The sequence below is a fragment of the Lysobacter sp. DMC97 genome (assembly GCF_056313745.1).
The window spans coordinates 229,042-255,280 of sequence record NZ_JBQUZR010000006.1 but is presented as its reverse complement, the minus strand read 5'-3'; the positions used below and the strand labels follow the sequence as shown (position 1 = coordinate 255,280).

The window sequence follows — 26,239 nt, the reverse complement described above, 5'->3', positions numbered from 1 at the left end:
CCTCCGTCGGTCCGCACGGCACCACCGGAGAGTCCGCTTGAGTCTGGAACGCATCGAACATCGCGCCTGTTTCAGCGGCTGGCAGGACGTCTACCGCCACCATTCCGATGCGCTGGAGTGCGCGATGCAGGTGGCGGTGTACCTGCCGCCGCAGGCCGAGCAGCGGCGCTGCCCGGTGCTGTACTGGCTGTCGGGCCTGACCTGCACGGAACAGAACTTCATCACCAAGGCCGGCGCGCAGCGCTACGCCGCCGACCACGGCGTGATCGTGGTCGCGCCGGACACCAGCCCGCGCGGCGACGACGTGCCCGACGCCGACGGCTACGACCTCGGCAAGGGCGCGGGCTTCTACGTCGACGCCACGCAGTCGCCGTGGTCGTCGCACTACCGCATGCAGCACTACATCGCGAACGAGCTGCCGGCGTGGGTCGACGCGCATTTCCCGAACAACGGGGCCCGTGCGATCAGTGGGCACTCGATGGGCGGCCACGGCGCGCTGGTCACGGCGCTGCGCAATCCCGGGCGCTACCAGAGCGTGTCGGCGTTCTCGCCGATCGTGGCGCCGTCGCAGGTGCCATGGGGCCAGAAGGCGTTCGCCGCGTACCTCGGCGAGGACCGCGAGGCGTGGAAGGCGTGGGATGCGTGCGAACTCATCGCCACCGCGCAGGAACGCCTGCCGCTGCTGGTCGATCAGGGCGGCGACGACGAATTCCTCGACACGCAGCTGCAGCCGCACCGACTGCTGGAAGCCTGCGACGCGGTCGACCATCCGCTCGACCTGCGCCTGCGCCCGGGCTACGACCACAGCTACTACTTCATCGCCAGCTTCATCAGCGAACACTTCATCTTCCACATGCGCCAGCTCAGCCGCACGCGCTGAGCTCACCCCGCTTTGGTAGAGCGGCCTTCAGGCCGCTGCTTCCGCTTTTTGCAATGAGAAAAGCAGCGGCCTGAAGGCCGCTCTACCGAGGCGATGCGGAAGTGTCTCCGGAGAGGTGTGCAGCGGAGCTGCGCTCCGCTCTACGACGGAGGCGATGCCGGCAGGAAATCGGTGTAGGCGAAACGATCGTCACGCAGCACGCGTTCGCCGCGCACGACGTCGATCGGTGCGGCGAACATCGGGCCGGCGTGGACCAGTGTGTGGAACTCGCCGTTCTCGCCGCAGGGATCGCAGGTCGGCGGCAGGTCACGCAGCAGCGCGATATCGAAATCTCGGCCGCTGAAGTCGCCGTCGAGCTGCGTGGTGTCGACGCAGGTCAGCGATGCACGCAGGCCGGCGTCGAGCATCGCCTGCGCCACGCGCGCAGTGTGCCCGGGCGTGGCGTCGAAGATCGGGAAATGGGGCGTCCAGCCAAGGTCGGCGCACAGCGCTTCGCGATAGGCGCGGATGTCGGCGAGAAACAGGTCGCCGAACGCGATGTCGCGCAGCCCGGGCCAGCGCGCCTGCGCGCGCACGAGCGCATCGGCGAACGTGGCGCGGTAAATCTCGTTGCTCGCACGCTGCGGCATCCACGCTTCGATCACCGGCAGGCCGCAGGCGTCGGCCTGCGCGTGCAGCAGCGCGCGCCGGATGCCCTGCATCGCGATGCGGTCGTAGCCTTCGGTCAGCGTGGTGACGAGGCCGACCACGGTCACGTCGTCGCGCTGCCGCAGCACGTGCAGCGCCCACGCCGCGTCCTTGCCGCCGCTCCAGGACAGCAACAGCGGGCGGGTCATGCCGAAGTGACGTCCCGCAGTTGCCAACCGGCACCGGCGAGCAGGCGCAACCGGTGCTTCAGCACACTGCCGGGCAGATCGGTGGTGGCGACCAGATCGAGATGCAGATCCTTCTGCGCGCCGGTGACGACGGCGTCGGGATCGGTGACGCCGAGTCCGGCATCGACATCGTCCGGATCGCCCAGCGTCGCGGCCCAGCGCCGGAACAGGCCGTCCTCGCGCAGCGCCGCCTGCAACTCGGCGGCGATGCCCTCGGCGCCGCGCGTGCGGAACGCGAACTCGCCGGCGGACGCGAGCGCGCCGACGTCGGGAATGCTCAGGTAGTAACGATTGCGCATGCGGGTCCGCTCCCGTGAGAGAGGACCAGCATAGCGCAGCGGTCACGACGACCGCCGGAACGACCGCTGCGATCGTGCATCACGCAGTGAAGACGTGCGGCTCCGATGCAAAACCGATGACCAGCGAGCCCTTGCCGACGTTCACCATGCCGGTGAGGCTCATCACGCTCTCGTACACTTCCACGCCGGCATCGCGGCAGGCGTCGATCAGCGAGGCGTAGCCGGGCAGCACGCGCATCTCGTCGAGATCGCCGCCGTAGCTCAGGCACATCGTCGGCGCCATCAGTCCCGCGCGCACGCGCTCGACCGCGAACCCGAACAGCCGTCGCACCGCCGCATCCCAGCCGCGGATCTTCGCGACCGGTTCGGTCTCGCCGCGGTTGCAGTGCAGCACCGGCTTGATGTCGAGCGCCGAGCCCAGCGTGGCGCTGAACAGGCTGACGCTCTTGTCGCCCTTGGCGCGGGTGCGCGAGCGCAGGTACATCAGGTCGCGCGGCACCATGTACGCATGCGTGTGGATGGCGAGGTGGTCCAGGCGCGCGCGGATCTTCGCCACGCCCTCGCCTTCGCGGATCATCCGCATCGCCTCCACCGCGGTCACGCCCTGGCCGGCGAACAGCGACTGCGTGTCGATCACGCGCAGCGCGAACGGCGACGCATGCCCGGCGGCGGTGCGCATCGGCTTGTAGTCGTTGAGGATGACGAAACTCGCCTGCACCGCGTTGTCGTGGATCGGACTGCGGTTGCGGGTGACGGTGAGGCAGAAGACGTAGTCGTAATCGATGACCAGTTTCTGCAGGAACACGTCGCGGATCTGCTCCACCGAGTACGGCATGGTCTCGGCTTCCGCGCCGCGCTCGGCGACGTGGGAATGCAGGAACTCGAGCGTGGCTTGCTCATTGCGGTGGTCGGCGAGCACCGCGTCCCCGATCTTGACCGTGATCGGGAGGATTTCGACGTGATTCCGTTCGATGAAGCTCCCTGGCAGGTCACATGCCGAATCAACGACAAGACCGATGCGCATGATGGCGGCTTCCGGAGGGGGCGCGACGATAACAGCGTGGCGGGTCGGGCGTCGTGCGATTCCCGTCATGGAACGGAACCGCGACGATACTTTTCCACACAACGCACTCGGCGATGCCGAGCGGCCGCCCCTGTTCAGCCGCGCTGCACCCCGACGGGCAGTCCCGCGACCCTGCGCATTTCGGCCTCGTCCAGCAGGGCCGGCTCATGCAGGACCGCGACCGCGAACGCATGCGCATCATTGCCCCAGAACAGGGCGTTGCCAAGTCCCAGCGTGGGCACGCCGAAGACGCCGGACGTGACGGCGATCTCGGTACAGTGACGCAGCATCGCCTTGACCTCCGCCGTGTCGGCGATGCCCGCCGGCAGGCCCAGCGCCTCGCGCACCGGCTCCAGCGCCTCGGTGCTGTCGGCGGCGTTGCCCTGCACCCAGATCCAGTCGAACAGCGCGTCGATCGATGCCGTCGATGCGCCTGCTGCGATGCACAACCGCAGCGCGGGCAGCGGATTGAACGGATGCCGCGGCGGGAAGCGCAGCGGCACGCCGGCCTCGCGCGCCTGCCACAGCACGTGGCGATAGGTGAATTCGCGCTTGCTCGGAATCTCCGCCGGCCCCTTCTGCCCCCGCGCGTCGAGCACCGCCGCCAGCAGGATCGGGACGGGCACGATCGCGTGCTCGGCCATCAGTGCGCGCACCTTCGGCCACTGCAGGTACGCGAACGGCGAGATGAAATCGAAGTACCAGCGATTCGCGTCGGTCATGGCGTTTTCCGGAAATCGATGCGCGCCGGCTCAGCAGCCGGTGGTGCGCTGTTCGGCGACGGCGTGCACGAGTTCTCCGTCGCCGGCGGCGCCGGAGAGGAACAGCGTGGGCGCCGACACGTTGTAGTGATCGGTGACGTCGTACAGCAGGTCGAGCGCGCCGTCGCCGTCGAGATCACCGGCGAAGAGCAGCGACGGCGAGGCCTCGTCGCCGAGCAGGAGGCTGCCGTCCTGCTCGCGCGTGCCGGCCATCTCCGCCAGCGTCTGGCGGCGGTCGCCCTGCGCCAGTTCGATGGTGCAGCGATAGCCGTCGGTGATCGTCGCGGCCGGCGTGCACCGGGTCGTCAGCGTGTAGTCGCGGTCGCCGAGCCGCAGCCGCGACCTGCCCAGACGATCGACGGGCGGCAGTTCGGTGGCGGTCGCCCGGGCCACCGCGCGTTCGCGCAGGCCCGGTCCGCGGACGTAAGCGACGACCGCGCCCGGCCCCGCGACGCTCTCGACGATCCGACCCGTGGCGGGGCCGTCGTCGGCGTCGAGCACGGCATCGTGCGTCGGCTTCACCCGCACGCGCACCGCGCGCAGGCGGGCGCCGCCGCCGTCCGCGACCAGCGCCAGCCAGCGCTCGCCGTCGCGGGCGACGGTCTCGTCGCCATGGAACTGCCCCGGCAACTGCAGCGCCGGGGCGGCCGTCAGCGCGGCGGCGAGGGCGAGACTCAGCATGGCCATGCCGTCACTCGCCGCTGGCCGGATAGGCGCGCGGCAGGTCGCCGGGCGCGTGCAGGTAGCGGTCGCGCAGCTCGGTCTGGCGGCTGGTCATCGGGATCGCGCGGCCGTCGAACCACGTCTGCACCGCGGTCGTGCTGACTTCCAGCGGATCGCCGGTCCACAGCACCAGGTCGGCGCGCTTGCCGACCGCGATCGTGCCCAGGCGGTCGCCCACGCCGAAGGTCTCGGCCGGGATGCGGGTCAGGCCTTCCAGCGCGGCTTCCCACGGCAGGCCGTTGGCGACGGCGTTGCCGGCGGCCTGGCGGATCTTGCGGGCGTAGTGCGACGGGTCGTCGAAGCGGCTGAAGCTCACCGGCACGCCGGCGGCCTGCAGGCGCGCGGCGTTCTCCAGCGTCGCGCCGATCTGGTCGAAGTCGGCCGGCAGGTCCGCCAGCGGATCGAGGAACACCGGCACCTTCGCCGACGCCAGCAGCGGCGCGACCTTCCATGCCTCGACGCCGCCAAGGACGGCGATGCGCACGTTCTGGCGCTGCGACCAGCGCACCAGCTGGCGGATGTCGGCGGCGCGATGCACCGCCACCACCACGCGACCACCGCCGTCGAGATAGCGCGCCAGCGTGCGCCGGCCGGCCGGCGTGAGCAGCGCGCTGTTCGCGTCCGGCCCGATGCGGCCGCGGGCCTCGTCGACCAGCTGGTCGAGGATCATCCACTGCCCCGCACGCGAGTTGCCGGTCAGGCTGGCGCCTTCGGCGCCCAGTTGCAGGAACAGCGCGCGTGGGCCGATCGGGTCCGGGCTGCCGTCCAGGCGGACCATGCCGCCCTGGCCACCGACGATCGACCCGCCGCGCACGCTGTCGGCGCGCAGCATCGTGAAGCCGATGCCTTCCACCCGCGCGACCGGGACGAGGATCGAGTCCGGGTTGTAGGCCAGGGTCACGTCGAACTCCGGCCGTACCACCATCTCCTTGCCGCCGAGCGCGAGCGCGTGGTCGTCGGTGTCCTCGCCGAGCGAGATCTCCTCCAGCCCCATCGCGGAGATGCCGCCGAACAGTGCCGGCGTCAGCGGGCGGCCGCCGGCCTCGACCACCGGCACGCCCGGCGCGGACAGGTCCTTGCCGATCGCGGCGATGTTGCCGTTGCGCACCAGCACGTCGGCGTGGTCCAGCGTGCCCTGCGCGCCGGCGGTGTAGACCTTGGCGTCGTGGATCAGCACATTCTGGGCGAAGGCCGGCGCGACCAGCAGCGACAGGCCCAGCGCCAGCAGCGAGCGGCGCAGCGAAGCGTGCGTGGCGTGACGGCGGCTCATCGCACACCTCCCTGCACGCTTTGACCCAGCACGCTCTGGCCGAGCATGAAGTCGGACTTCGGCTGCCGCGACGGGTCGTTCCGGTCGTACACGCGGGCGCCGTCGACGTACACCTGCTCGGCATGCGCGTACACGCTGAACGGCGTGCCGTTCCACACCACCACGTCGGCCATCTTGCCCGGCTCCAGCGTACCGGTCCGGTCGAGGATGCCCAGCGCCTTCGCCGGGTTCGCGGTGATCCAGCGCACCGCGCGTTCGGGTGGAATCGGGATGCCGATGCGCGCGCCCTGCGCCATCACCTTCGCGGCTTCCTGGTTGAGGCGCTGGATGCCTTCCTCCGAATCCGAATGCACGATCGCGCAGCCGTTCTTCACCCGGTCGACCATGAGGATGTTCTCCTGGATGCCGTCGAACGATTCCATCTTGAAGCCCCACCAGTCGGCCCAGAGCGCGCCGCAGATGTTCTCGGCGGCCAGGCGGTCGGCGATCTTGTAGGCCTCGGCGCCGTGATGGAAGGCGCTGATCCTGAAGCCGAATTCCTTGGCGAGGTCGATCATCGTCGCCATCTCGTCGGCGCGGTAGCAGTGGATGTGCACCAGGATGTCGCCGTTGATCGCACCGGCCAGCGTGTCCATCTTCAGGTCGCGCTTGCCGCCGCTGTCATTGCTGCTGTCGCGGCCGTCGGACGACCCCGTGCGGCCCTGCCACCAGTGCCGCTTCTGCGGCTGTGGCGCCGGCGCGGATTTCGGCCGGTTCTTGCGCAGGTATTCGCTGGCGTCGATGAACGCCGCGCGGTAGCCGGCCACGTTCGCCATGCGCGTGGACGGACCGCCGCGCTCGCCGTAGACGCGCTTGGGATTCTCGCCGCAGGCCATCTTCAGGCCCCACGGCGCGCCGGGGAACTTCATGCCCTGGTAGGTCGTGGACGGCACGTTCTTGAGCGTGACGCCGCGGCCGCCGATCAGGTTCGCCGAGCCCGGCAGCACCTGCATCGCGGTCACGCCGCCGGCCATCGCGGTGAGGAAGCCCGGGTCCTGCGGCCAGATCGAATGCTCGGCCCACACGTTCGGCGTGGTCGGCGACGTCGCCTCGTTGCCGTCGGAATGCGCCTTCACGCCCGGGCTGGGATACACGCCCAGGTGCGAGTGCACGTCGATCAGGCCCGGCGTCACCCACTTGCCGCGGCCGTCGACGCGGATCGCATCGGCCGGCGCGTCCAGTTGCGGCCCGACGGCGACGATCTTCCCGTCGCGCATCAGCACGTCGGCGCCGTCCAGGCGCGTGCCCGTCCCGGTGAGCACGGTGGCGCCCTGGATGAGCACCGGCGGCGACGGCAGCCGATGGTAGGTACTGGGATACGGGTCCTGCGCGAAGCGGGACACGGGCCGGACGGCGGTGCCGCCGTCGGCGGCCTGCACCGGCGCCAGCGCGAGCGCCGGCAGCACGGTCGCCGCGAGCGCGGCGAGGAAGGTTCGGAACAGCATGGAAAGCGCCCCCGGGCGTGCGGACTGACGGACCGGCCCACCCTAGCCGGCATGCCCCGGGCTGCCAACCATGACCAAGGTCATGGTGCGTGACACAATGGGGTCCGCCCTTCACCGAACCTCGCCCGTGCCCGCCTCCTGCGGTGCGCGCCGGCGGCGGGCAGGCGCATCCGCACGACGCATCGCACCACCGGAGAAGAACAAGAATGAAGACCAAGCAAGACATCGTCGAGAACTGGCTGCCGCGCTACACCGGCGTTCCGCTGGACGGCTTCGGCAAGCACATCCTGCTCACCAATTTCGGCGGCTACCTCGACCTGTTCGCGCGCATGACCGGCGCCGAAGTCGTCGGCCGCGACCGCCCGATGCCCAGCGCCACCGTCGACGGCATCACCATGATCAACTTCGGCATGGGCAGCCCCAACGCCGCCACGCTGATGGACCTGCTGTCCGCCGTGTCGCCCGACGCCGTGCTGTTCCTTGGCAAGTGCGGCGGGCTCAAGCGCAAGAACCAACTGGGCGACCTGATCCTGCCCATCGCCGCCATCCGCGGCGACGGCACCAGCAACGACTACCTGCCGCCGGAAGTGCCCGCGCTGCCCGCGTTCGCCCTGCAGCGCGCGGTGTCGACCATGATCCGCGACCTCGACCACGACTACTGGACCGGCACCGTCTACACCACCAACCGCCGCGTCTGGGAACACGACGACGCCTTCAAGGACCGCCTGCGCGCGATGCGCTGCATGGCGATCGACATGGAGACCGCCACCGTCTTCGCCGCCGGCTTCGCCAACCGCATCCCCTGCGGCGCGTTGCTGCTGGTCAGCGACCAGCCGATGATCCCCGAAGGCGTGAAGACCGAAGCCAGCGACGCCAAGGTCAGCGCCGAGTACGTCGAACGCCACATCACCATCGGCATCGAAGCACTGAAGCTCATCCGCCGGCACGGCAAGTCGGTGCGGCACCTGCGGTTCGATGAGTGACACCGGGATGCGACGACGTTTCCCCCTCCCGTTCACGCTGCGCGCGAACCTCCCTCCCCCGCACGCGGGGGAGGATCGGGGCGGGGGCCGGAACGGCAGCATGCGCGATCCCGACGGAATGACTTCGACATGAGCCACCCTGCATCCCGTGAAGCGGCACAGTGCATCCTCACCTTCTGGCGCGACGCCGGCCCGTCGAAGTGGTTCGCGAAGGACGCCGCGTTCGACGACGCATTGCGCGACCGCTTCCTCGACGCGCATTTCGCCGCGGCGCGACGCGAGCACGAGGCACTGCTCGACGACGCCGACGGCGCGCTCGCGCTGGTGCTGCTGCTCGACCAGGTGCCGCGCAACGTGTTCCGCGACAGCGGGCATGCGTTCGCCACCGACCCGCTGGCGCGTGCGTACGCGACGCATGCGATCGACGCAGGCCACGACCAGCGCGTCGATCCCGCGCTGCGCGTGTTCTTCTACCTGCCGTTCGAGCATTCGGAAGACATCGCCGACCAGGACCGCTGCGTCGCACTCGTCGCCGCACTCGGTGACGCGAACTATCTCAAGTACGCCGAAGCGCACCGCGACGTGATCCGCTGCTTCGGTCGATTCCCGCACCGCAATCGCGCGCTGGGCCGCGACAGTACGCCCGAGGAACAGGCGTGGCTGGACGCGGGCGGCGGGTTCTGAGCTTTTTACTGTCATCCCGAGCGCAGCGAGGGACCTGCTTTGGTCCGGATGCGGCAGAAGCTTGAAGCAGGTCCCTCGCTGCGCTCGGGATGACAGCGGGGGCGAGCATCAACAGATGCACGGCATGTCCTGAAACACGCGGGGCGGCCCTTGGCCGCCCCGGTGGTCTCGATCGATGTGCGGTGCGATGGGTTGCGTCGCAATGGCGGGCCGGGCCTGTCCCAGCGCAAGCCGGGAGCCCGCCCTACGTCACTTCTTCAGCTGCTGCCAGAGGAACGTGTAGGCCAGTGCGCGCATGTGCGCTTCCTGGGCGTTGTTGGCTGCGCCGCCGTGGCCGCCTTCGATGTTCTCGTAGTAGCGCACGTTGGCACCCATCGCTTCCATCTTCGCCATCATCTTGCGGGCGTGGCCCGGGTGGACGCGGTCGTCGCGGGTGGAAGTGGTGAACAGCACCGGCGGGTATTTCACACCGTCCTTCAGCAGGTGGTACGGCGAGAAGGTCTGGATGAAGCTCCAGTCCTTGGTGTCGGGATCGCCGTACTCGGCCATCCACGAGGCGCCGGCCAGCAGGTGGCTGTAGCGCTTCATGTCGAGCAGCGGCACCTGGCAGACCACCGCGCCGAACAGCTGCGGGTACTGGGTGATCATGTTGCCCATCAGCAGGCCGCCGTTGCTGCCGCCCTGCGCGCCGAGGTGCTCGGGCGAGGTGATCTTGCGGTCGAACAGGTCCTGCGCGACCGCGGCGAAGTCTTCATAGGCCTTGTGGCGATCGGCCTTCATCGCGGCCTGGTGCCAGCGCGGGCCGTATTCGCCGCCGCCGCGGATGTTGGCGAGCACGTACACGCCGCCCTGCTGCAGCCAGCCGCGGCCGGCCATCGGGTTGTACGACGCGGTGTACGACACCTCGAAGCCGCCGTAGCCCCACAGCAGCGTCGGCGTGGTGCCGTTCATCGGCATGTCCTTCGGGCGGACGATGAAGTACGGGACCTTGGTGCCGTCCTTCGAGGTCGCGAAGTGCTGCTCGGTCACCAGGCCGTCGGACTCGAAGAAGCGGGGCATCGCCTTCAGCTTCTCCGGCGCCTGGCCGATCTCCACCCGCGACAGCGTGGTCGGGGTGAGGAAGTCGCTGCTGGTCATCCACAGCGCGTCGCTTTCGTCGGGATCGACCGCGCTCACGCTGACCGTACCCACCGACGGCGCGCCCGCCAGCACGGCCTGGCGCCAGCCGCCCTCGCCGAGCGGGGTCATCACGCGGATCTTGCTCTTCACGTCGTCGAGCAGGGTCAGCACGAGGTGGCGCTTGGTCCACGTGAAGCCCGACAGCGAGGTGTGGTCGTCCGGCGTGAAGGCGACGTCGAAATCGCGGTTGCCGGCCATGAACTTGTCGAAGTCGATGACCAGCAGCGAACCGGCCTCGTAGGTGCGGCCGTTGAGCGTCCACGGCTCGCGCAACTCGACGCTCAGCCACTGGTTGCTCACGGCCTTGCTGGCGGAGTTGGGCAGGTCGATCTTGACCAGCTTGCCGTCCTTGCCGCGCAGGTACAGCTCGTCGTTGTAGAAGGCGATGGTGCGCGAGACGAAATCGCGCTGGAAGCCGGGCGTCTGGTCGTGGAACGCGGCGATGTACATGTCCTCGGGCTTGCCCTCGTACACGACCTTCGCCGATTCCATCGGCGTGCCGCGCTTCCACTCCTTGACCACGCGCGGGTAGCCGGATTTCGTCATCGAGCCGTCGCCGAAATCGGTGTAGACGTAGACGGTGTCCTGGTCGATCCACTGCAGGCCGCCCTTGGCCTCGGGGCGCATGAAGCCGCCTTCGACCCAGGTCTTCGTCGTGAGGTCGAACTCGCGGGTGACGTCCGCGTCGGCGCCGCCACGCGAGAGCGAGATCAGGCAGCGCTCGTACTTCGGCCGCAGGCATTCGACGCCGTGCCAGACCCAGCTTTCCTTCTCGGCCGCGCCCAGCGCGTCGAGATCGAGCACGGTCTCCCACTGCGGCGCTTCCTTGCGGTATTCGACCAGCGTGGTGCGCCGCCACAGGCCGCGCGGGTGGTCCTTGTCGCGCCAGAAGTTGTAGTAGTAGGTGCCGTGCTTCTCGACCGTCGGGATGCGTGCGTTCGAGTCGAGGATGGCGCGCAGGTCGTTTTCCAGGGGCTGGAAGCCCGCGGCCGCGGTGATCTCCGCCTCGGCCTTCGCGTTGTGCTCGCGCACCCAGTCCAGCGCCTTCGCGTCCTCGACGCCTTCGAGCCAGAGATAGGGATCGGCGGGAGCGGGTTCGGACATGGCGGCAGGTTTCGCGGTGGCGGGCTTCGCGGAAGCGGGCCTGGCGGCAGGCTTCGCGGAAGCGGGTTTGGGGGCGGCGGGCTTGGCGGACGCCGGCCTGGGAGCGTCGGGTTTCGCGGCGGCGGCGCGGGCATCGAGGGCCGGCGCGGCGGCAATCAGGACGGCGGCGCAGCCCAGGACGAGGCCGGCGGCGAAGCGAACGGGCGGAGACGGGGACATGCAGGGGTCCGTGGCAACGTGCGGCGGGGCCGTCACGCTAGCACAGAGCACCGCCGCGTCCGCCGTGTCGGACGTCCGGTTTGCGGAACGCCCGACGATGGACGCGGCGGTGCGCCGGACCTTCGGCGCGGACTCAGGCGGCGCGGCGCAGCGTCGATGCCGTGCGGGCCGGCGCGCGACGCGCGGCGAGCGCGTGCACGGAGGCCAGCGGACGCGCGGCCCATGCGGTCGCCTCGCAGCGGCGCAGCCAGCGTGCGGTGAGCCAGGCGCTGGCCGGCAGCGCGATCAGCCAGAACGGCAGCCAGCCGACGGCGGCATCGGCCGCACGGGCGGCCGGGAAGGACAGCATCGCCACCAGCCCCAGCGCCAGCGCGCCGATCAGGGCCTGCTCGATGGCGGACAGAGTCCGGGCGGGGGCGGGCGCGGAGGTGAGTTCGCGGCGATGCGGCATGACGGCGCTCAGGGGCTGCGGGAAAGGTCCGGAACCAGTCTTGGCCGCGGGGGTCTCAGGGGCTGCGACGGCCCGCCCGCCGCTTCGTGCGATCATCGCCCCGCCCCGCGTCCGAACGGAGATCCCGCATGTTGCTCGCCCTGCTGCTGGCCGCCCAGGTGTCGGCGCTGGACCTGTCCTTCGAGGAAGCCAAGGCCGCGGCCGACCGCTACGAGGACGTGCTGGCCCCGCGCGACGTGACCGCGCTCGTCGACGCGCAGCGGCAGGCACTGGAAACCGCGATGGCGACCTGCGGCCCCGCCCGCCGCGAGTACCCGGCGTTCGTCGTGGTCGTCCACGTCGCCGCCGACGGCACCACCGATCGCACCTGGCGCAACAACGAAGCCCCCTACGCCGTGTGCATGGACCGCGAACTGTCCGTCGCCCGCCTCCCGGTCGCGACCGGCAAGCCGTTCCATGCGTCGTACGAGCTGAGTTTCGGGGAGTGAGCGATCCGGGGATGCCACCGCACCGGGACTAGCAGGCAACCACCCGGGCGTAAGATCGGCATCGGCCCGCTTCGGGCCGACATACAAGGAGCATCACCATGCCGCTTCTTGAAAACGACTTGCCCGACATTCGCCACCGGGTATTGAGCATGCTCATGGATACCGTCGAGACGTTCGAACGCCTGCATGCAGAGGCTGAAACGCTGTTCGGCGAGGATGCCGCCCGGATCCGCGCAGCGATCGATGAATGCCTCGACGACTTTGTACGAAAACCGCAAAGTGCAGGCGAACTGCATCCCGAGTTGGTGATCTACCGCGCCTCAGCGGCACAATTGCAACGCTGCGGATTTTACGGTTCCCAACTCGATCTGAAGGAATCCCAAGTCAGACGGGTCAACGGCAACCTGCGCAAGGTTCTTGTCAATCCGATCGTGCGCCCATGGCGTACCGCCTTCCTGAAGTGGATCGATGTCATCAACAACTTCATGGGCAGCCTAGTTTCCGGCATCGGGATTGGCGAGGCACTGAAGGAACTCAAGGACTGCCTGCGGGACCAGATCGACGACGAAACGTAAGCCGATGCGACATCGTGACGCGGGAGGGCTACGGGGCATGTCGGGCCAAGACGGCGGCTGCGGCCGACAAGCTGGGCCGCCGTCATATATGGCACCTGCAGCGCCTCACTTCTCGTAATTGCTCACCGCCAGCTGCAGCATCGACTTCATCTGCTCGCGCAGCACCGGCGGTTCGACGATCTCGGCGTCCGGACCGTAGTGCAGGATGTCCATCAGCAGTTCGCGCGGGGCGCTGTAGGGCACCTTGCGTTCGAAGCGACCGTCGGGGAGGAAGCGGTCCTGCTGCTGCGAGTGCCAGTGCTCGTCGGCCACCCAGCGCGCGATCTTCTGGTTGAAGACGATCGTCGCCCAGCCCTTGGGCGCGCCGGAGAAGATGCCGTAGCTGCCGGCGAGGTGGGCGTTGAGTTCGTCCTCGGGCACGTCGCGCGCGGCCGTGTCCTGCATGCGCGCGCCCACCACGCGATCCACCGAGAAGCTGCGCAGCGCGTCGCGGTCGTGGTCGAAGGCGTCGAGATACCAGTTGCCGCGGTAGTGGGTGACGCGCTGCGGCGACACCGTGCGACGGGTCTTCTCGTCGGTGGAGCGGGCGCGGTATTCGAAGCTCAGCTGCTTGCGCTCCAGCACCGCCGAACAGACGATGCGGAACACCTGCTCGTCCATGTTGCGGGTGCGGTGCGGGATCACGCGCACGCGCTCGACCGGCCAGCGCTTGCCGGGCGCGTGCTCCTCCAGCAGCTTCTCGATGCGCTGCTGCAACGGCGCCAGCGCCGAGGACAGCACGCCGCCGCCGGTGCGGCCGAGCAGCTGCTGCGCCGCGAGCAGCGCGTGCAGCTCCTCGGAGTTCAGCCACAGGCCCGGCAGCTCGAAGCGCTCGCCTTCCTTGGGGTCGTAGCGGAAGCCGGCCTCGCCGTCGCCCACGATCGGCGCCATCAGGGCGTCGCGCAGGAAGGCCAGGTCGCGGTAGGCGGTGGCGCGCGAGCATTCCAGCTCGTCCTGCAGCCGCTTGACCGTCACCGGGTAGCGCGCGCTCTTGAGGATGCGGTGCAGCGAGAGAATGCGTTCGTAACGGTCCATGCGACGAATTATCTCCGATGAGGGGACGCCGGGCCATGCGGCCGGCGATGGCCGCACAGCGTACCGGTCGGGCGTCGCGCAGGCTGCGACGGTCGCGGCGGACGGTCGCGGCTGACAACTGCGGTGGACAGGCCCGTGCGGGGTATGGTGCGCTATCGTCCCGCTCCTGCCCCATCCCGGACGCCCACGGATGCCCCGGTTCCACCGACTGTCCCGCCCATTGCCCAGCGTCGCCTTCGCCCTGCTCGCCTGCGCCGCGGCGCCGCTGGCGGGCGCCCAGTCGCTCGGCCCGACCCCGTTCTCCGCCGGTCCGCTGGCCGGGACCGCGCCGCCGGGCTGGATCGTGGAACGTCCGACCGACACCGAGCACGCGACCTTCTACGACCTCGTCCTCGACGGCGCCATGCACGTGGTCCAGCCCGCGCCGGGCAAGCGCGGCCGGCCGCGGGTGGTCGCCGATCCGGGCACGATCGTGCTGCGCGGCCGCGCCGACGGCGCCACCGCGACCCTGCGCCACGGCCTGTTCGCCGACCCGAAGCAGACCCCGATCCTGCGCTGGCGCTGGCGCACCTCGCACGCGCTGGACCGGCCCGACCCGCCGCCGCGCAAGCCCGTCGACGACGCGGCCGCGAAGCTCTGCGTCTTCTTCGCCCGCAAGGAGGAGACGATGTCGCTGAAGGAACGCGGCCTGCGCAAGTTCGAGCTGGCGCGCAACGGCCGCAACGGGCCGACCGCCACGCTGTGCTACGTCTGGGACGGCAGCGCGCCGGCGGACAGCGTGCGCGAGGACCTGTCGGGGCCGTTCCTGATGACCATCGTCGCCACCACCGGCCACGCCGACGAGAACCGCTGGGTGTCGCCGCAGCGCGACATCGCGGTGGACTACCAGCGCGCGTTCGGCGAACCGGCGCCGCGGGTCACCGGGGTCTCGGTCACGGTCGACACCGACGCCACCGGCGAGCAGACCACCACCTGGTTCGGCGACATCCATTTCGACGCCCGCGCCCGGCACTGACCGGCGCGCTGACCGGTCGCGCTGGCCGGTCGACGCCGTCTTTTACGCTTTCGCAGGCAACGCATTCCCTTTTCCGGACCGATCCCGATGACGACCGCAGCACGCCGCCTCGCCCTCGCCGCCCTGCCGCTGTCCCTGCTCGCCGCCGCCACCGCCTGGGCCGGCCCGAAGGAAGACATGAAGGCGCTCAGCGTGAAGTTCCTCGCCCTGCGCGCCTACCACGCGCACATGGAGAGCAGCGACAAGCGCGTGCCGGCCAGCGACATGGACTTCGTCGCGCCCGACCGCTACCGCATGCAGACGCCGCAGGGCGCGCAGTACATCATCGGCGACACGATGTACATGAACTTCGGCGGCCGCACGATGAAGGTGCCGATGCCCAAGGGCGCGATGACCCAGTGGCGGCAGGGCGACACCGCCTTCCGCGAAGTCGACAGGATGCAGGTCGAAGCGCTGGGCAGCGAACTCGCCGACGGCAAGCCGGCGAAAAAATACCGGATGACGATCGCCGGCAAGGTGCCGACCACGACGCTGCTGTGGGTGGGCATCGACGGGCTGCCGATCCGGCAGGAAGTCACCGGCAGCTGGGGCGGCCACGCCACCACCACGACCATCCGCTACTCGCGCTACAACGATCCGTCGATCCGCATCGACGCCCCGCGCTGACGAAACCCTGCACTGCCGGCATCGCGGCGTCGGCATCGCGCACGATGCCGACGGCCCCTCGCCCGCCGCGGGCACGGCAGGCACAATGGCGGCATGTCCGCATCGCGCCCGCATGACCGGCCGGACGAGCTGTCGTCCACGCCCGCCGACGAGATCCGGCGCACCACGTGCTACATGTGCGCGTGCCGGTGCGGCATCCGCGTCCGCATCCGCGACGGCGAGGTCCGCGCGATCGAGGGCGATCCCGACCATCCGGTGAACCGCGGCGTGCTCTGCGCGAAGGGTTCGGCCGGGCTGATGCAACACCGCTCGCCCGCGCGCCTGCGCAAGCCGCTGCTGCGCACCGGCGAACGCGGCCGCGGCGAGTTCCGCGAGATCGAATGGGACGAAGCGCTGTCGATCGCGACGGACTGGCTGAAGCCGATCCGCGAACGCGATCCCGACCAGCTCGCGTTCTTCACCGGCCGCGACCAGTCGCAGGCGCTCACCGGCTGGTGGGCGCAGCAGTTCGGCACCGTCAACTACGCCGCGCACGGCGGCTTCTGCTCGGTGAACATGGCCGCGGGCGGGCTGTACACCGTCGGCGGCAGCTTCTGGGAATTCGGCGAACCCGACTGGGAACACGCGCGCTACCTGATGCTGTGGGGCGTGGCCGAGGACCATGATTCCAATCCGATCAAGCGCGGCCTCGGCCAGCTGAAGGCGCGCGGCGCGAAGATCGTCGCGATCAACCCGGTGCGCAGCGGCTACGGTGCGATCGCCGACGAGTGGATCGGCATCCGTCCCGGCACCGACGGCCTGCTCGCGTTCGCGCTCATCCACGAACTGCTGCGCAGCGACCGCATCGACCTCGACTTCCTCGTCCGCCACACCAACGCGCACTGGCTGGTGCTGCGCGATCCCGGCGGCGCGGAGGACGGCCTGTTCGCGCGCGACGCCGACGGCGCGCCGCTGTGTCGCGATCGCACTACCGGCACGTTCCGCGATGCGCGCGCGACCGGACTGTCGCCGATCGTCGTCGGCGAATGCACGCTGCCCGACGGCCGCAGTGCGGTGCCGGCGTTCCAGCTGCTCGCCGAACGCTACCTCGCTCCGCAATATTCGCCCGATGCGGTGAGCGCGCGCTGCGGCGTGCCGGCCGACACCATCCGCCGGCTCGCGCGCGAGCTGGCCGAGGCCGCGTTCGACAGCGGCCTCGAACTGCCGATCCCCTGGACCGATGCCTGGGGCCGCACGCATCCGACGATGGTCGGCCGCCCGGTCGCGATGCACGCGATGCGCGGCATCAGTGCGCACGCCAACGGCTTCCACACCTGCCGCGCGCTGCACGTGCTGCAATTGCTGCTGGGCGCGGTCGACGCTCCCGGCAGCTTCCGCTACCAGCCACCGTTCCCGAAGCCGTCGCCGCCGGCGAACCGGCCCGGCCGCACGCGCCGCGCCGACGGCACGCTCGACGCCGCGCCGCTGGGATTCGTGCATGGCCCGGAGGATCTGCTCGTCGATGCCGACGGCAGGCCGCGACGCATCGACCACGCGTTCTCGTGGGCGTATCCGCTGGCGTCGCACGGCATGCTGCACACGGTGATCCGCAACGCGTGGGCGGGCGATCCGTATCCCATCGACACGCTGTTCCTGTTCATGGCGAACATGAGCTGGAACTCGGCGATGAACACGCGCGAGACGATGCAGTGGCTCACCGATCGCGATGCCGACGGCGCCTACCGCATCCCGCACGTGATCTACAGCGACGCCTACGCCAGCGAGATGGTGGCGTATGCCGATCTGGTGCTTCCGGACACGACATATCTCGAACGTTTCGACGCGATCAGCCTGCTCGATCGGCCGATCTCCGACGCCGACGCCGCGATCGACGCGCTGCGCATGCCGGTGTTCGATCCCGCGACGCAGCCCGATGCCGAAGGTCGCGCGCGCGACGTGCGCGGCTTCCAGTCGGTGCTGCTCGACCTCGGCGCACGGCTCGGCCTGCCGGGCATGACGAACGACGACGGCACGCCGAAATACCGCGACTACGCGGACTATCTCGTCCGTCACGAACGCGCGCCGGGCATGGGCCTGCTCGCCGGCTGGCGCGGCGAGGACGGCCACTTGCATGGCAAGGGCCCGCCGAATCCCGATCAGCTCGCGCGCTACGCCGAGCACGGCGGCGTCTGGCACGCGGCGGTTCCGGAATCGGCGCGCTACTTCAAGATGGCGAACCGCGACTACCTGCAGTGGGCGCATCGCCTCGGCTTCCTCGCCAGCGCCGATCCGCTGGTGCTGCCGCTGTACTCCGAAACGCTGCAGCGCTTCCGTCTCGCCGCGCAGGGCCACGGCGCGCACGTGCCGCCGCCGGAACATCGCGAACGCGTGGCGACGTACTTCGATCCGCTGCCGCAGTGGTACGAACCGTTCGCGATGGCGCAGGTCGACGGCGATGCGTTCCCGCTCAGCGCGATCACGCAGCGACCGATGTTCATGTACCACGCGTGGGGCTCGCAGAACGCGTGGCTGCGGCAGATCGCCACGCACAACCGGCTGTACCTGCATCCGGACACCGCGGCGAAGCACGGCATCGCCGACGACGACTGGATCGAGGTGACCTCGCACCACGGCACCATCACCGTGCAGGCGGCGCTGGCCGGCAACGTGCAGCCCGACACCGTGTGGACGTGGAACGCGATCGGCAAGCGCCGCGGCGCGTGGGCGCTGTCGAAGGACGCACCGGAGGGCACGCAGGGCTTCCTGCTCAACCATCTCATCTCCGACCGCACGCCGCGCGGCGACTACGCCAACGCCGATCCCGTGACCGGCCAGGCCGCGTGGTTCGACCTGCGCGTGGCGATCCGCAAGGCCGACACCGCCGGCATGAGCGCGCCGCAGTTCGTTCCGCTGGCGTCGCCGGCCTCCGCGGGGCACCGCTGATGCGCACGTCGTCGCGCCGCATCGCCGGCTGGAGCTGCATCGCGATCGCGAAGGCGTGCAGCCTCGTACTGCTGTGGCAGGCCGTGATCGCGGTCGAGCCCGGCGGTTTCGTCGGCGCGCATCTCGTGCCGCTGGCCGCGGCAACGGTCGCGATGATCGCCGCGGGCCTGTGGCTGCTGTGGAAGAGCGAACACGCATGACGATGCTGCCGCCACCATCGAAGAAGAAGCTCGGGCTCGTGATCGATCTCGATACCTGCGTCGGCTGCCATGCCTGCGCGGTGAGCTGCAAGCAGTGGAACGCCGAGGCCGCGGGCCCCGATGTCGATCCGTACGGCGACGCGCCGTCGGGCGTGTGGTTCAACCGAGTGCACAGCTACGAAGTCGCGTCGCAGGTCCTTCTCCCCCCGGGAGAAGGTGCCCGCAGGCCGGATGAGGGCGCGGTGTCCGGTTGCGCTGCGGGCGGGCCGACCCTCACCCCCGGCCCCTCTCCCGGCGGGAGAGGGGAGGCACAGCCGGCGATGACCCTGCACTTCCCGCGCAGTTGCCTGCACTGCGAGACGCCGGCCTGCGTCACTGTCTGCCCGACCGGCGCCAGCTTCAAGCGCGCGGAGGACGGCATCGTGCTGGTTGATGATGCCAAGTGCATCGGCTGCAAGCTGTGCAGCTGGGCCTGCCCGTACGGCGCCCGCGAATACAGCGAAACCACGGGCACGATGAAGAAGTGCACGCTCTGCGTCGATCGCATCCACGATCTGCGCCTGCCCGAGTCCGATCGCAAACCCGCCTGCGTGCAGGCCTGCCCGACCGGCGCCCGGCATTTCGGCGATCTCGGCGATCCGGACTCCGCGGTGTCGAAACTCGTCGCCGACCGCGGCGGCGGCGCGCTGATGCCCGAGCTCGGCTACGCGCCGGTCAACCGCTACCTGCCGCCGCGGCCGCGGCGCGCGGGTGATGCGTCGGCCGCGCACGCATCGCCGCAGGAAGAAACGCTCGACACCGCGCAGCTCCCGCCGCTGCTGCGCTGGCTGGACCGGGTGCTGTCGCGATGAGGCTGCATGCCTGCCGCTGCGAAGAAGACCTTCGCCGCCATCCGTGGCGCAACGACGCGTCTTCCGGATCGCCCGGGGCAGGCCTCCTGCCTGCCCGTCCCTGCGGTCCGCGCGACGCTGTCGCGCAAGCGTGGACCGCATGAACCCGGCATTCTCGATCCTGTGTTTCACCACGCTCTCCGGCACCGGTTTCGGCCTGTGGTGCTGGCTCGGTCTGCGCATCGCCGCGCATCCGCCGCTCTCGCCTTACGAAGGGATCGGCTGGGCGATCGGGCTGCTGCTCGGCATGGCGCTCGTCGGCATCGGCGTGCTCGCGTCGCTGCTGCATCTCGGCAGGCCGCTGCGCGTGTGGCGCGCGTTCTCGCAGTGGCGCAGTGCGTGGATGTCGCGCGAGGGCGTGCTGTCGGTCGCGGCGCTGGCGGCGGCGCTGGCGACGCTGGCGCTGCTGGGATTGCACGGACCTCCGGTCGCGCTGCGTGCGGCGGCGGCGCTGCTGTCGCTGCTATCGATCGCGGCGGTGGCCTGCACCGCGATGATCTACGCCTCGCTCAAGCCGATCCCGGCGTGGCGGCACCGGCTCGTGGTGCCGGGCTATCTCGGCTTCGCGCTGGTCGGCGGGCTGCTGCCGTTCTGGCCGTGCATCGCGGTCACGCCGCCGGTCGCACGCACGCTCGGGATCGCGCTCGTGCTCGGCGGGGTCGCGCTCGCCGCGCTGAAGCTGCGCTACTGGCGCGATCTCGACCGCACGGCGCTTCCCTTCACCGCCGGCGACGCCGTGGGTCTGCCCGGCCGCGACGTCTCGGTGTTCGAGCGTCCGCACACCGAAACCAACTACCTGCTGCGCGAGATGGGCTTCGTGCTGGCGCGGAAGCACGCGTCGACGCTGCGCCGGATCGCGCTGGCGCTGTTCGCGCTGGTGCCGGCCCTGTGCGCGGCGACCGCGTGGTGGCTGCCGTCAACGACGATCCCGGCGATGGCGGCCGGCGCCATCGCGTTCCAGCTGGGCGCACTGGTGGAACGATGGCTGTTCTTCGCCGAGGCGAAGCACCTGGTGACGCTCTACTACTGACCGTTGTCGCGTGGGTCGGCGGCAGTGGCGCGGGCCGGCGTTCCTGCCCGAGAATGCCCCGGCGTCGCCGGGGCGACGCGCCCTCCCCTCTCCGTCTCCGCAGGGTTCTCCGATGCGCACACTCGCATTCGCCGCCGTCCTCATGCTCGTTTCCACCGCCACGCTCGCCGCCGACAACGACTGGAGCGGCACCGGCGAACTCGGCCTGGCGATCGCCAAGGGCAACGCCGACAACCAGACGCTCAACGGCAAGCTCAACCTCGCCCGGGAAAGCGGCGCGTGGAAGCACAGCGCCGGCGCGGCGTTCCTCTACGGCAAGAGCAGCGGCCTGGAGAGCGCGCGCCGCTACGAGGTCTACGCCGGCACCGGCTACCGCATGCGTGAACGCCACCATCTCTTCGGATCGGTGCGCAACGAGCGCGACCGCTTCGCCGCCAGCGAATACCAGTGGGCCGCCTCGGGCGGCTACGGCTACGAGGCGATCAAGAGCGACACCACGCAGCTGACGCTGGAAGTCGGCGCCGGCTATCGCTGGGCGAAGCTGCAGGACCAGCGCCGCCACCTCGACCAGGCGATCGGCCGCGGCTCCATGAACTTCGACCACAAGTTCAACGCCAACACCTCGGTGCGCGACACGTTCCTGGTCGAATACGGCAGCGACAACACCTTCGCGCGCAACGATTTCGGCGTGCTGGTGAAGATGAGCGAAGCGCTGGCGCTGAAGGCCGCGCTGGAAGTGCGCCACAACACCGACGTGCCGCTGGGCGTGAAGAACACCGACACGCTGTCGACGCTCAACCTCGTCTACGGCTTCTGAACCCGCATCGCGCGGCTCACGCCTGCGGGTGCAGCATCGCGCCGGCGCCCTGGTCGAGCAGCCACTGCGCGACTTCGCGACCGAGCGCATCGGGATCGTCGCCGATCGCTTCCGCACGCACCGCGCGGCCGTCGGCCACCGCGGCGACGAGGCCGACGAGGTGCAGGCCGCCTTCGACATGCCGCGCGAACGCGGCCACCGGCACCTGGCAACTGCCGTGTAGCGTGCGGTTCATCGCGCGCTCGGCCTCGACGCAGGCTCGCGTCGGCGCATGGTTGAGCGCGGCGCACAGCGCGCGCGTGCCGGCGTCGTCCTCGCGGCATTCGATCGCGATCGCGCCCTGCGCGGGCGCGGGCAGCCACGTCGGTGCATCCAGCCGCGCACGGATGCGGGCGTCGAAGCCGAGCCGCTGCAGGCCGGCGCAGGCGAGCAGGATGGCGTCGTAGTCGCCGGCATCGAGTTTCGCCAGCCGCGTGTTCACGTTGCCGCGCAGGTCGACGAGGTCGAGGTCCGGCCGCACCGCGCGCAGCTGCGCCTGCCGACGCAGCGACGAACTGCCGACGCGCGCGCCCTGCGGCAGCGCGTCGATGCCGTCGAAGCGGTTGCTGACGAAGGCGTCGGCGTGGTCCGCGCGTTCGAGGATGGCGGGCAGCACGAACGGGCCTTCGAGCTCCATCGGCACGTCCTTCAGCGAATGCACCGCGCAGTCGGCGTCGCCGCGCAGCATCGCCAGCTCCAGTTCCTTGAGGAACAGGCCCTTGCCGCCGACCGCCGCCAGCGAACGGTCCAGCACCTCGTCGCCGCGGGTGGACATGGGCACGAGCTCGATGCCGAGGTCGGGATGCAGTGCACGCAGCCGCTCGGCCACGTGCTCGGTCTGCCAGAGCGCCAGCGGGCTCTTGCGGGTCGCGATGCGGAGGGTCTTCATGGCGGGATTATCGCATGGGGTCCACGCCGCGTAGGGTGGGCCCCTGGCCCACCGTCATGCGGGCACAGACGTCGCGCGTGCAAAGCGAAGCCACGCGAAAAGCCGAACGCGACGACGGTTACGATCGGGATGCACGGCGTCGGAAATGCCGCAATGGTGGGCCGGGGGCCCACCCTACAACGCCCGAACAAGCTCCCGCAGGTGCGGCACGCAGCGGCGGCTGACTTCCAGCGGTTTCTCGCCGTGGCGGAGCATCGCCTCGATGCGGCCGTCGGCGGCGCGGCGGAGTTCGACCAGTTCGTCGCGGGCGACGAGGCAGTTGCGGTGGATGCGGACGAAGCGTTCGGCGAATTCGGTTTCCAGCGACTTCAGCGATTCCTCGATGAGGTCCTCGCCGCGGGCGTGGTGCACGACGACGTATTTCTCTTCGGCGTGCAGGTAGCGGATGTCCTCGATCGCGATCAGGCGCAGGCTGCCGCGCAGGCGGGCGCACAGGTGCGTGCGGCGCTTGCCGGGCGCGGCGATTGCCGCAGGCGCGGCGTCGGTGCGCGGGGCGCGGCCGGCGACGAAGGTGCGGGCGCGGTCGAGCGCGGCGGCGAGGCGTTCGCGGCGCACGGGCTTGACCAGGTAATCGACCGCGGCGGCGTCGAAGGCCGACAGCGCGTGGTCGTCGTAGGCGGTGCAGAACACGACCGCGGGCCGCGGCTCGAAGCCGGCGAGGTGGCGGGCGGCTTCCAGGCCGTCCAGCCCGGGCATGGCGATGTCGAGCAGCACGATGTCCGGCGTGTGTTCGGCGCAGGCATCGAGCGCCGTGCTGCCGTCGGCGGCTTCGGCCACCAGCCGCAGATCGGCGTGCTCCGCGAGCAGCGCACGCAGCCGCTCGCGGGCCATCGGTTCGTCGTCGGCGATGAGGACTTTCACGTCACTGTGCGGCCTGATCCCATTGGGTTCGATGGTAGCGCTCCCTCGCGCCCCGGTCATCCGGCCGCGGAGGCCGCCTTGAAACGCGCCTGGAACCACGCGCCGAGATCGCGGATCTCGTCGGGGAATACATGGTGCGCGATCGGGTAGTGATGCCATTCCGGTGCGAATCCCAGCCCGCGCAGCACCGCGGCACTGCGTTCGCCGGCGATGTAGGGCACCACCGGATCGGCCAGGCCGTGGGCCATGAACAGCGGCTGGCGTTCGGCGCCGGGCACGAAGGCGTCGGCCGCGCGATCGCCGGCGGGCAGGTAGGTCGACAGCGCGACCAGCCCGGCCAGCGGTTCGGTGCGGCGCAGGGCCGTGGCGAGGGTGATGGCGCCGCCCTGCGAGAACCCGGCGAGAATCAGTCTCGATGCCGGGATGCCGCGCGCGGCTTCGCGGGCGATCAGCGCCTCGACCTGGGCGACCGCGGCGTTCACGCCGTCGATGTCGCCGCGGTTGCCGAAGCCGAAGTCGGTGATGTCGTACCAGGCGCGCACGCGCTGGCCGCCGAAGACGGTGACCGGCCGCACCGGCGCATGCGGGAACACGAAACGCAGCGCGGGCCAGTCGGCGCGCACCAGATCGTGGACGATCGGCACGAAATCGTTGCCGTCGGCGCCGAGGCCGTGCAGCCAGAGCACGGTCCAGGCCGGCGCACCGCTGCCGGTGTGCAGTTCGACGCAATCGAGCAGGGGGGCGGCGGTGTCGGGGGAGACGGAGTCGGATGAGGTCATCGGCCTATTCTGGCCGTGGTCGCCGCCGGGACGCCACCGAACGATGGTCTAGCGTCACGCCGGGACCGATCGTCGGCCGCAGGCGGCCGATCAGTGGGCGCGGAACAGGTCGCCGACGGCGCCCTCGACGGCACCGCCCACGGCCGATCCCACCGCGCCGCCGGCCGCCGTGCCCACGGCGCCACCGATTGCGCCACCAATGGGCCCGGTGACTGCAGCCGGCACCCCGCCTGCCGCCCCGCCGATGGCGCCACCGATGGCCGTCCCGGCCGCCGTGCCCGCCGCCCCGCCGACCGCAGCCCCGACCTGGCTGCCGACGGTCGCACCGGTGCCGGCGGCCGCGGGCGCGGGGGCCGGCGATGCGCCCGGAGCAGGCGCAGGCGCGGGTGCAGACGTCGCGGGTGCAGGTGCAGGTGCAGGTGCGGGCGACGGGGCGCGGGCAGGTGCAGGCGCGGGTGAAGCCGCCGGGGCGGGTGCGGGCGATGGCGCGGGGGCCGATCGGGCCGCCGGCGCCGGGGCGGGACCAGGCGCAGGTGCCGGGCCGGGCGCCGGGGCGGGGCCGGGCGCCGGCGCCGGTGCGCGCGTGGCCGCGGGGGCGGGCGCCGGGGCCGTGCCCGGCGCGGGCGCAGGTCCGGAGGCAGGCGCGGGCGACGGTCCGGCCGCCGGCGGACGTGCGGGCGCCGGGGCGGGTGCCGGCGGGCTCGGCGGCAGTGGCTTCGCGCCCTCGGCGACGACGTTGTCGATGCCGGTGCGGCGTTCGCGCTCGGAGGTCAGCTGCGCCTGCAGGCGGGCATTGCGCGCCGCGGACGGATCGGGGATGTCGGCGGTCGGATTCAACGTGGCGTTGCGGATGCGGTCGGCCTGCGCCTGCGCCGCCATCTGGTTGAGCGGCAGGTAGTCGGTGTGGAAATTCAGTTCGACCGACGAATTGAGTTCGAGGTCGGTGTTGATCTCCTCGGTGCGCTGGCTGCGCTCGGTGGACACGTAGCTGATCGTGTTCTCGACCTCGGCGCTGGCGCCCCACGGTCCAACGCCGAAGCTGCCGCTCGCCTTCACCCGGTTCTTCACGCCGAACTCGCTGCCGCGGTCCTCGCTGGCGGCGCTGCGGGTGTCGATGTGGAAGCGCATCGCGGCGTTGATCTTGCCGCTGTCGATGACGATGCGCTGCATGCCCAGCATCACCATCGTCGCCAGCTGCTGCTGGCGCTGGCGGGCCAGGTAGCGGCGCGCCAGCGGCACCAGCTGTTCGGGGCCGGACACGTCGACCGGTTCCTCGGCGGGAATGCCCAGCGTCGCGCGCACTTCCTCGACACCCGGCATCGAGGCGCCGGGCTTCAGCCGCAGCTTCACGTTCTCCAGTTCGCGCTGCAGGTCGGCGCGCTCCTCGGCATCGAGCTGTTCGCCCGGCTGCGGCAGGTCCTCGGGATCGGGGCTGTCGTATTCGATCGCCTCGGGAAAGTGGTCGGCCACCCATTGCCGCACCTGCACCAGCCCGAACTGGCTGCGCTCGAAGCCTTCGGCCGAGGCCGACACCGCGTTGAGCAGTTGCACGTACTGGTTCATCTGCTGCGCGTTGGCGTCGATCATCGCCTTGAACACGCCGTTGATGAGATCGGTGACGAAGCGCGGGAACGACACCGCGTTGAGCACGTTGCGGGTGATGCCGGCGATGCGGTCGGCGGCGGTGCCGAATTCGGGCTGAGCCGACTGCGCGGTCGCCAGCGGCGGTGCGGGACGCGACAGCGCGCGGCGCTCGATCTCGCCCGCGGCCTGGCCTTCCTCGGCAATGAGTTCGGCGGCGAGCGTCGACACCTTCACCATCGCCTGCGCCAGCGCCTGGCGATCGGGCGGCGGCAGCGTGGCGTAGTGCGGCGTGCGTTCGAGCACGTCGCGCACCGCGAGCCGGATCCACGGCGGCGGCGGTGCTGGCGGCGCGGAGGCGGCGCGCACGGCGACCAT

General features: G+C 70.6%; 26 protein-coding genes. 12 read left to right on the top strand and 14 right to left on the bottom strand.

The window, feature by feature from the left end:
• Nucleotides 1-43: 43 nt before the first annotated feature.
• Complete coding sequence (fghA, locus tag ACT53Q_RS14620) at nt 44-880, top strand: S-formylglutathione hydrolase (RefSeq protein WP_476187548.1); 837 nt, start codon at nt 44-46, stop codon at nt 878-880.
• 140 nt (nt 881-1,020) lie between these two features.
• On the opposite strand, the gene ACT53Q_RS14615 is transcribed toward fghA, so the two are convergent.
• The 7 genes from ACT53Q_RS14615 to ACT53Q_RS14585 form a co-directional block, all read right to left on the bottom strand.
• Nucleotides 1,021-1,716 (bottom strand): Dph6-related ATP pyrophosphatase, encoded by a 696-nt coding sequence (locus ACT53Q_RS14615; RefSeq protein ID WP_476187384.1) that lies wholly within the window; start codon nt 1,714-1,716, stop codon nt 1,021-1,023.
• Nucleotides 1,713-2,054 carry a hypothetical protein gene (locus ACT53Q_RS14610; RefSeq protein WP_476187383.1) on the bottom strand — a complete coding sequence of 114 codons (342 nt, stop codon included), beginning with the start codon at nt 2,052-2,054 and terminating at the stop codon, nt 1,713-1,715. Before ACT53Q_RS14610 ends, ACT53Q_RS14615 begins: the two co-directional genes overlap by 4 nt.
• A 79-nt stretch (nt 2,055-2,133) precedes the next feature.
• The gene (locus ACT53Q_RS14605) at nt 2,134-3,078 is read right to left on the bottom strand and encodes a DegV family protein (RefSeq protein ID WP_476187382.1); all 945 of its coding nucleotides are present in this window, start codon (nt 3,076-3,078) and stop codon (nt 2,134-2,136) included.
• Between the two features lie 134 nt (nt 3,079-3,212).
• Complete coding sequence (locus ACT53Q_RS14600) at nt 3,213-3,839, bottom strand: DsbA family protein (RefSeq protein ID WP_476187381.1); 627 nt, start codon at nt 3,837-3,839, stop codon at nt 3,213-3,215.
• A 30-nt stretch (nt 3,840-3,869) separates the two neighbouring features.
• The gene (locus ACT53Q_RS14595) at nt 3,870-4,565 is read right to left on the bottom strand and encodes a hypothetical protein (RefSeq protein WP_476187380.1); all 696 of its coding nucleotides are present in this window, start codon (nt 4,563-4,565) and stop codon (nt 3,870-3,872) included.
• A 4-nt stretch (nt 4,566-4,569) separates the two neighbouring features.
• Entirely contained in the window at nt 4,570-5,871 is a 1,302-nt protein-coding gene (locus ACT53Q_RS14590) for an amidohydrolase family protein (RefSeq protein ID WP_476187379.1), read from the bottom strand.
• Nucleotides 5,868-7,355, bottom strand: a complete 1,488-nt coding sequence (locus tag ACT53Q_RS14585; protein WP_476187378.1) for an amidohydrolase — start codon at nt 7,353-7,355, stop codon at nt 5,868-5,870. The genes ACT53Q_RS14590 and ACT53Q_RS14585 overlap by 4 nt, the downstream gene beginning before the upstream one ends.
• 206 nt (nt 7,356-7,561) lie before the next feature.
• Here ACT53Q_RS14585 and ACT53Q_RS14580 point away from each other — a divergent pair, with 206 nt between their 5' ends.
• Nucleotides 7,562-8,338, top strand: a complete 777-nt coding sequence (locus tag ACT53Q_RS14580; RefSeq protein WP_476187377.1) for an AMP nucleosidase — start codon at nt 7,562-7,564, stop codon at nt 8,336-8,338.
• A gap of 129 nt (nt 8,339-8,467) precedes the next feature.
• A complete protein-coding gene (locus ACT53Q_RS14575) occupies nt 8,468-9,022 on the top strand; it encodes a DUF924 family protein (RefSeq protein ID WP_476187376.1) in 555 nt (184 codons plus the stop codon).
• Between the two features lie 249 nt (nt 9,023-9,271).
• On the opposite strand, the gene ACT53Q_RS14570 is transcribed toward ACT53Q_RS14575, so the two are convergent.
• The gene (locus ACT53Q_RS14570; RefSeq protein WP_476187375.1) at nt 9,272-11,305 is read right to left on the bottom strand and encodes a prolyl oligopeptidase family serine peptidase; all 2,034 of its coding nucleotides are present in this window, start codon (nt 11,303-11,305) and stop codon (nt 9,272-9,274) included.
• A gap of 352 nt (nt 11,306-11,657) precedes the next feature.
• Nucleotides 11,658-11,975 carry a hypothetical protein gene (locus ACT53Q_RS14565; protein ID WP_476187374.1) on the bottom strand — a complete coding sequence of 106 codons (318 nt, stop codon included), beginning with the start codon at nt 11,973-11,975 and terminating at the stop codon, nt 11,658-11,660.
• Nucleotides 11,976-12,103: 128 nt separating this feature from the next.
• Here ACT53Q_RS14565 and ACT53Q_RS14560 point away from each other — a divergent pair, with 128 nt between their 5' ends.
• Together ACT53Q_RS14560 and ACT53Q_RS14555 are read left to right on the top strand one after the other, a co-directional pair.
• Entirely contained in the window at nt 12,104-12,463 is a 360-nt protein-coding gene (locus ACT53Q_RS14560; protein WP_476187373.1) for a hypothetical protein, read from the top strand.
• 98 nt (nt 12,464-12,561) lie between these two features.
• Nucleotides 12,562-13,038, top strand: a complete 477-nt coding sequence (locus tag ACT53Q_RS14555; RefSeq protein WP_476187372.1) for a hypothetical protein — start codon at nt 12,562-12,564, stop codon at nt 13,036-13,038.
• 105 nt (nt 13,039-13,143) lie between these two features.
• Here ACT53Q_RS14555 and ACT53Q_RS14550 read toward each other — a convergent pair whose 3' ends face one another.
• Nucleotides 13,144-14,112 (bottom strand): helix-turn-helix transcriptional regulator, encoded by a 969-nt coding sequence (locus ACT53Q_RS14550; protein WP_476187371.1) that lies wholly within the window; start codon nt 14,110-14,112, stop codon nt 13,144-13,146.
• 190 nt (nt 14,113-14,302) lie between these two features.
• Between ACT53Q_RS14550 and ACT53Q_RS14545 the strand changes: the two genes are divergently transcribed.
• The 7 genes from ACT53Q_RS14545 to ACT53Q_RS14515 all read left to right on the top strand — a co-directional run bounded on the left by ACT53Q_RS14545 (nt 14,303) and on the right by ACT53Q_RS14515 (nt 21,652).
• Nucleotides 14,303-15,127 carry a DUF3047 domain-containing protein gene (locus ACT53Q_RS14545; RefSeq protein WP_476187370.1) on the top strand — a complete coding sequence of 275 codons (825 nt, stop codon included), beginning with the start codon at nt 14,303-14,305 and terminating at the stop codon, nt 15,125-15,127.
• Nucleotides 15,128-15,214: 87 nt separating this feature from the next.
• Complete coding sequence (locus ACT53Q_RS14540; RefSeq protein ID WP_476187369.1) at nt 15,215-15,793, top strand: hypothetical protein; 579 nt, start codon at nt 15,215-15,217, stop codon at nt 15,791-15,793.
• Between the two features lie 93 nt (nt 15,794-15,886).
• Entirely contained in the window at nt 15,887-18,715 is a 2,829-nt protein-coding gene (locus ACT53Q_RS14535) for a molybdopterin oxidoreductase family protein (RefSeq protein WP_476187368.1), read from the top strand.
• Entirely contained in the window at nt 18,715-18,915 is a 201-nt protein-coding gene (locus ACT53Q_RS14530) for a hypothetical protein (protein ID WP_476187367.1), read from the top strand. The genes ACT53Q_RS14535 and ACT53Q_RS14530 overlap by 1 nt, the downstream gene beginning before the upstream one ends.
• The gene (locus ACT53Q_RS14525) at nt 18,912-19,766 is read left to right on the top strand and encodes a 4Fe-4S dicluster domain-containing protein (RefSeq protein ID WP_476187366.1); all 855 of its coding nucleotides are present in this window, start codon (nt 18,912-18,914) and stop codon (nt 19,764-19,766) included. Before ACT53Q_RS14530 ends, ACT53Q_RS14525 begins: the two co-directional genes overlap by 4 nt.
• A gap of 139 nt (nt 19,767-19,905) precedes the next feature.
• Complete coding sequence (locus ACT53Q_RS14520; RefSeq protein WP_476187365.1) at nt 19,906-20,835, top strand: dimethyl sulfoxide reductase anchor subunit family protein; 930 nt, start codon at nt 19,906-19,908, stop codon at nt 20,833-20,835.
• Between the two features lie 112 nt (nt 20,836-20,947).
• A complete protein-coding gene (locus tag ACT53Q_RS14515; protein ID WP_476187364.1) occupies nt 20,948-21,652 on the top strand; it encodes a DUF481 domain-containing protein in 705 nt (234 codons plus the stop codon).
• A 16-nt stretch (nt 21,653-21,668) separates the two neighbouring features.
• On the opposite strand, the gene hemC is transcribed toward ACT53Q_RS14515, so the two are convergent.
• The 4 genes from hemC to ACT53Q_RS14495 all read right to left on the bottom strand — a co-directional run bounded on the left by hemC (nt 21,669) and on the right by ACT53Q_RS14495 (nt 26,239).
• On the bottom strand, nt 21,669-22,580 hold the full coding sequence (gene hemC, locus ACT53Q_RS14510; protein ID WP_476187363.1) for a hydroxymethylbilane synthase: 912 nt from the start codon (nt 22,578-22,580) through the stop codon (nt 21,669-21,671).
• 174 nt (nt 22,581-22,754) lie between these two features.
• Nucleotides 22,755-23,561 carry a LytR/AlgR family response regulator transcription factor gene (locus ACT53Q_RS14505; protein ID WP_476187362.1) on the bottom strand — a complete coding sequence of 269 codons (807 nt, stop codon included), beginning with the start codon at nt 23,559-23,561 and terminating at the stop codon, nt 22,755-22,757.
• The gene (locus ACT53Q_RS14500) at nt 23,558-24,280 is read right to left on the bottom strand and encodes an alpha/beta hydrolase (RefSeq protein WP_476187361.1); all 723 of its coding nucleotides are present in this window, start codon (nt 24,278-24,280) and stop codon (nt 23,558-23,560) included. The genes ACT53Q_RS14505 and ACT53Q_RS14500 overlap by 4 nt, the downstream gene beginning before the upstream one ends.
• A 90-nt stretch (nt 24,281-24,370) precedes the next feature.
• Nucleotides 24,371-26,239, bottom strand: a complete 1,869-nt coding sequence (locus ACT53Q_RS14495; RefSeq protein ID WP_476187360.1) for a hypothetical protein — start codon at nt 26,237-26,239, stop codon at nt 24,371-24,373.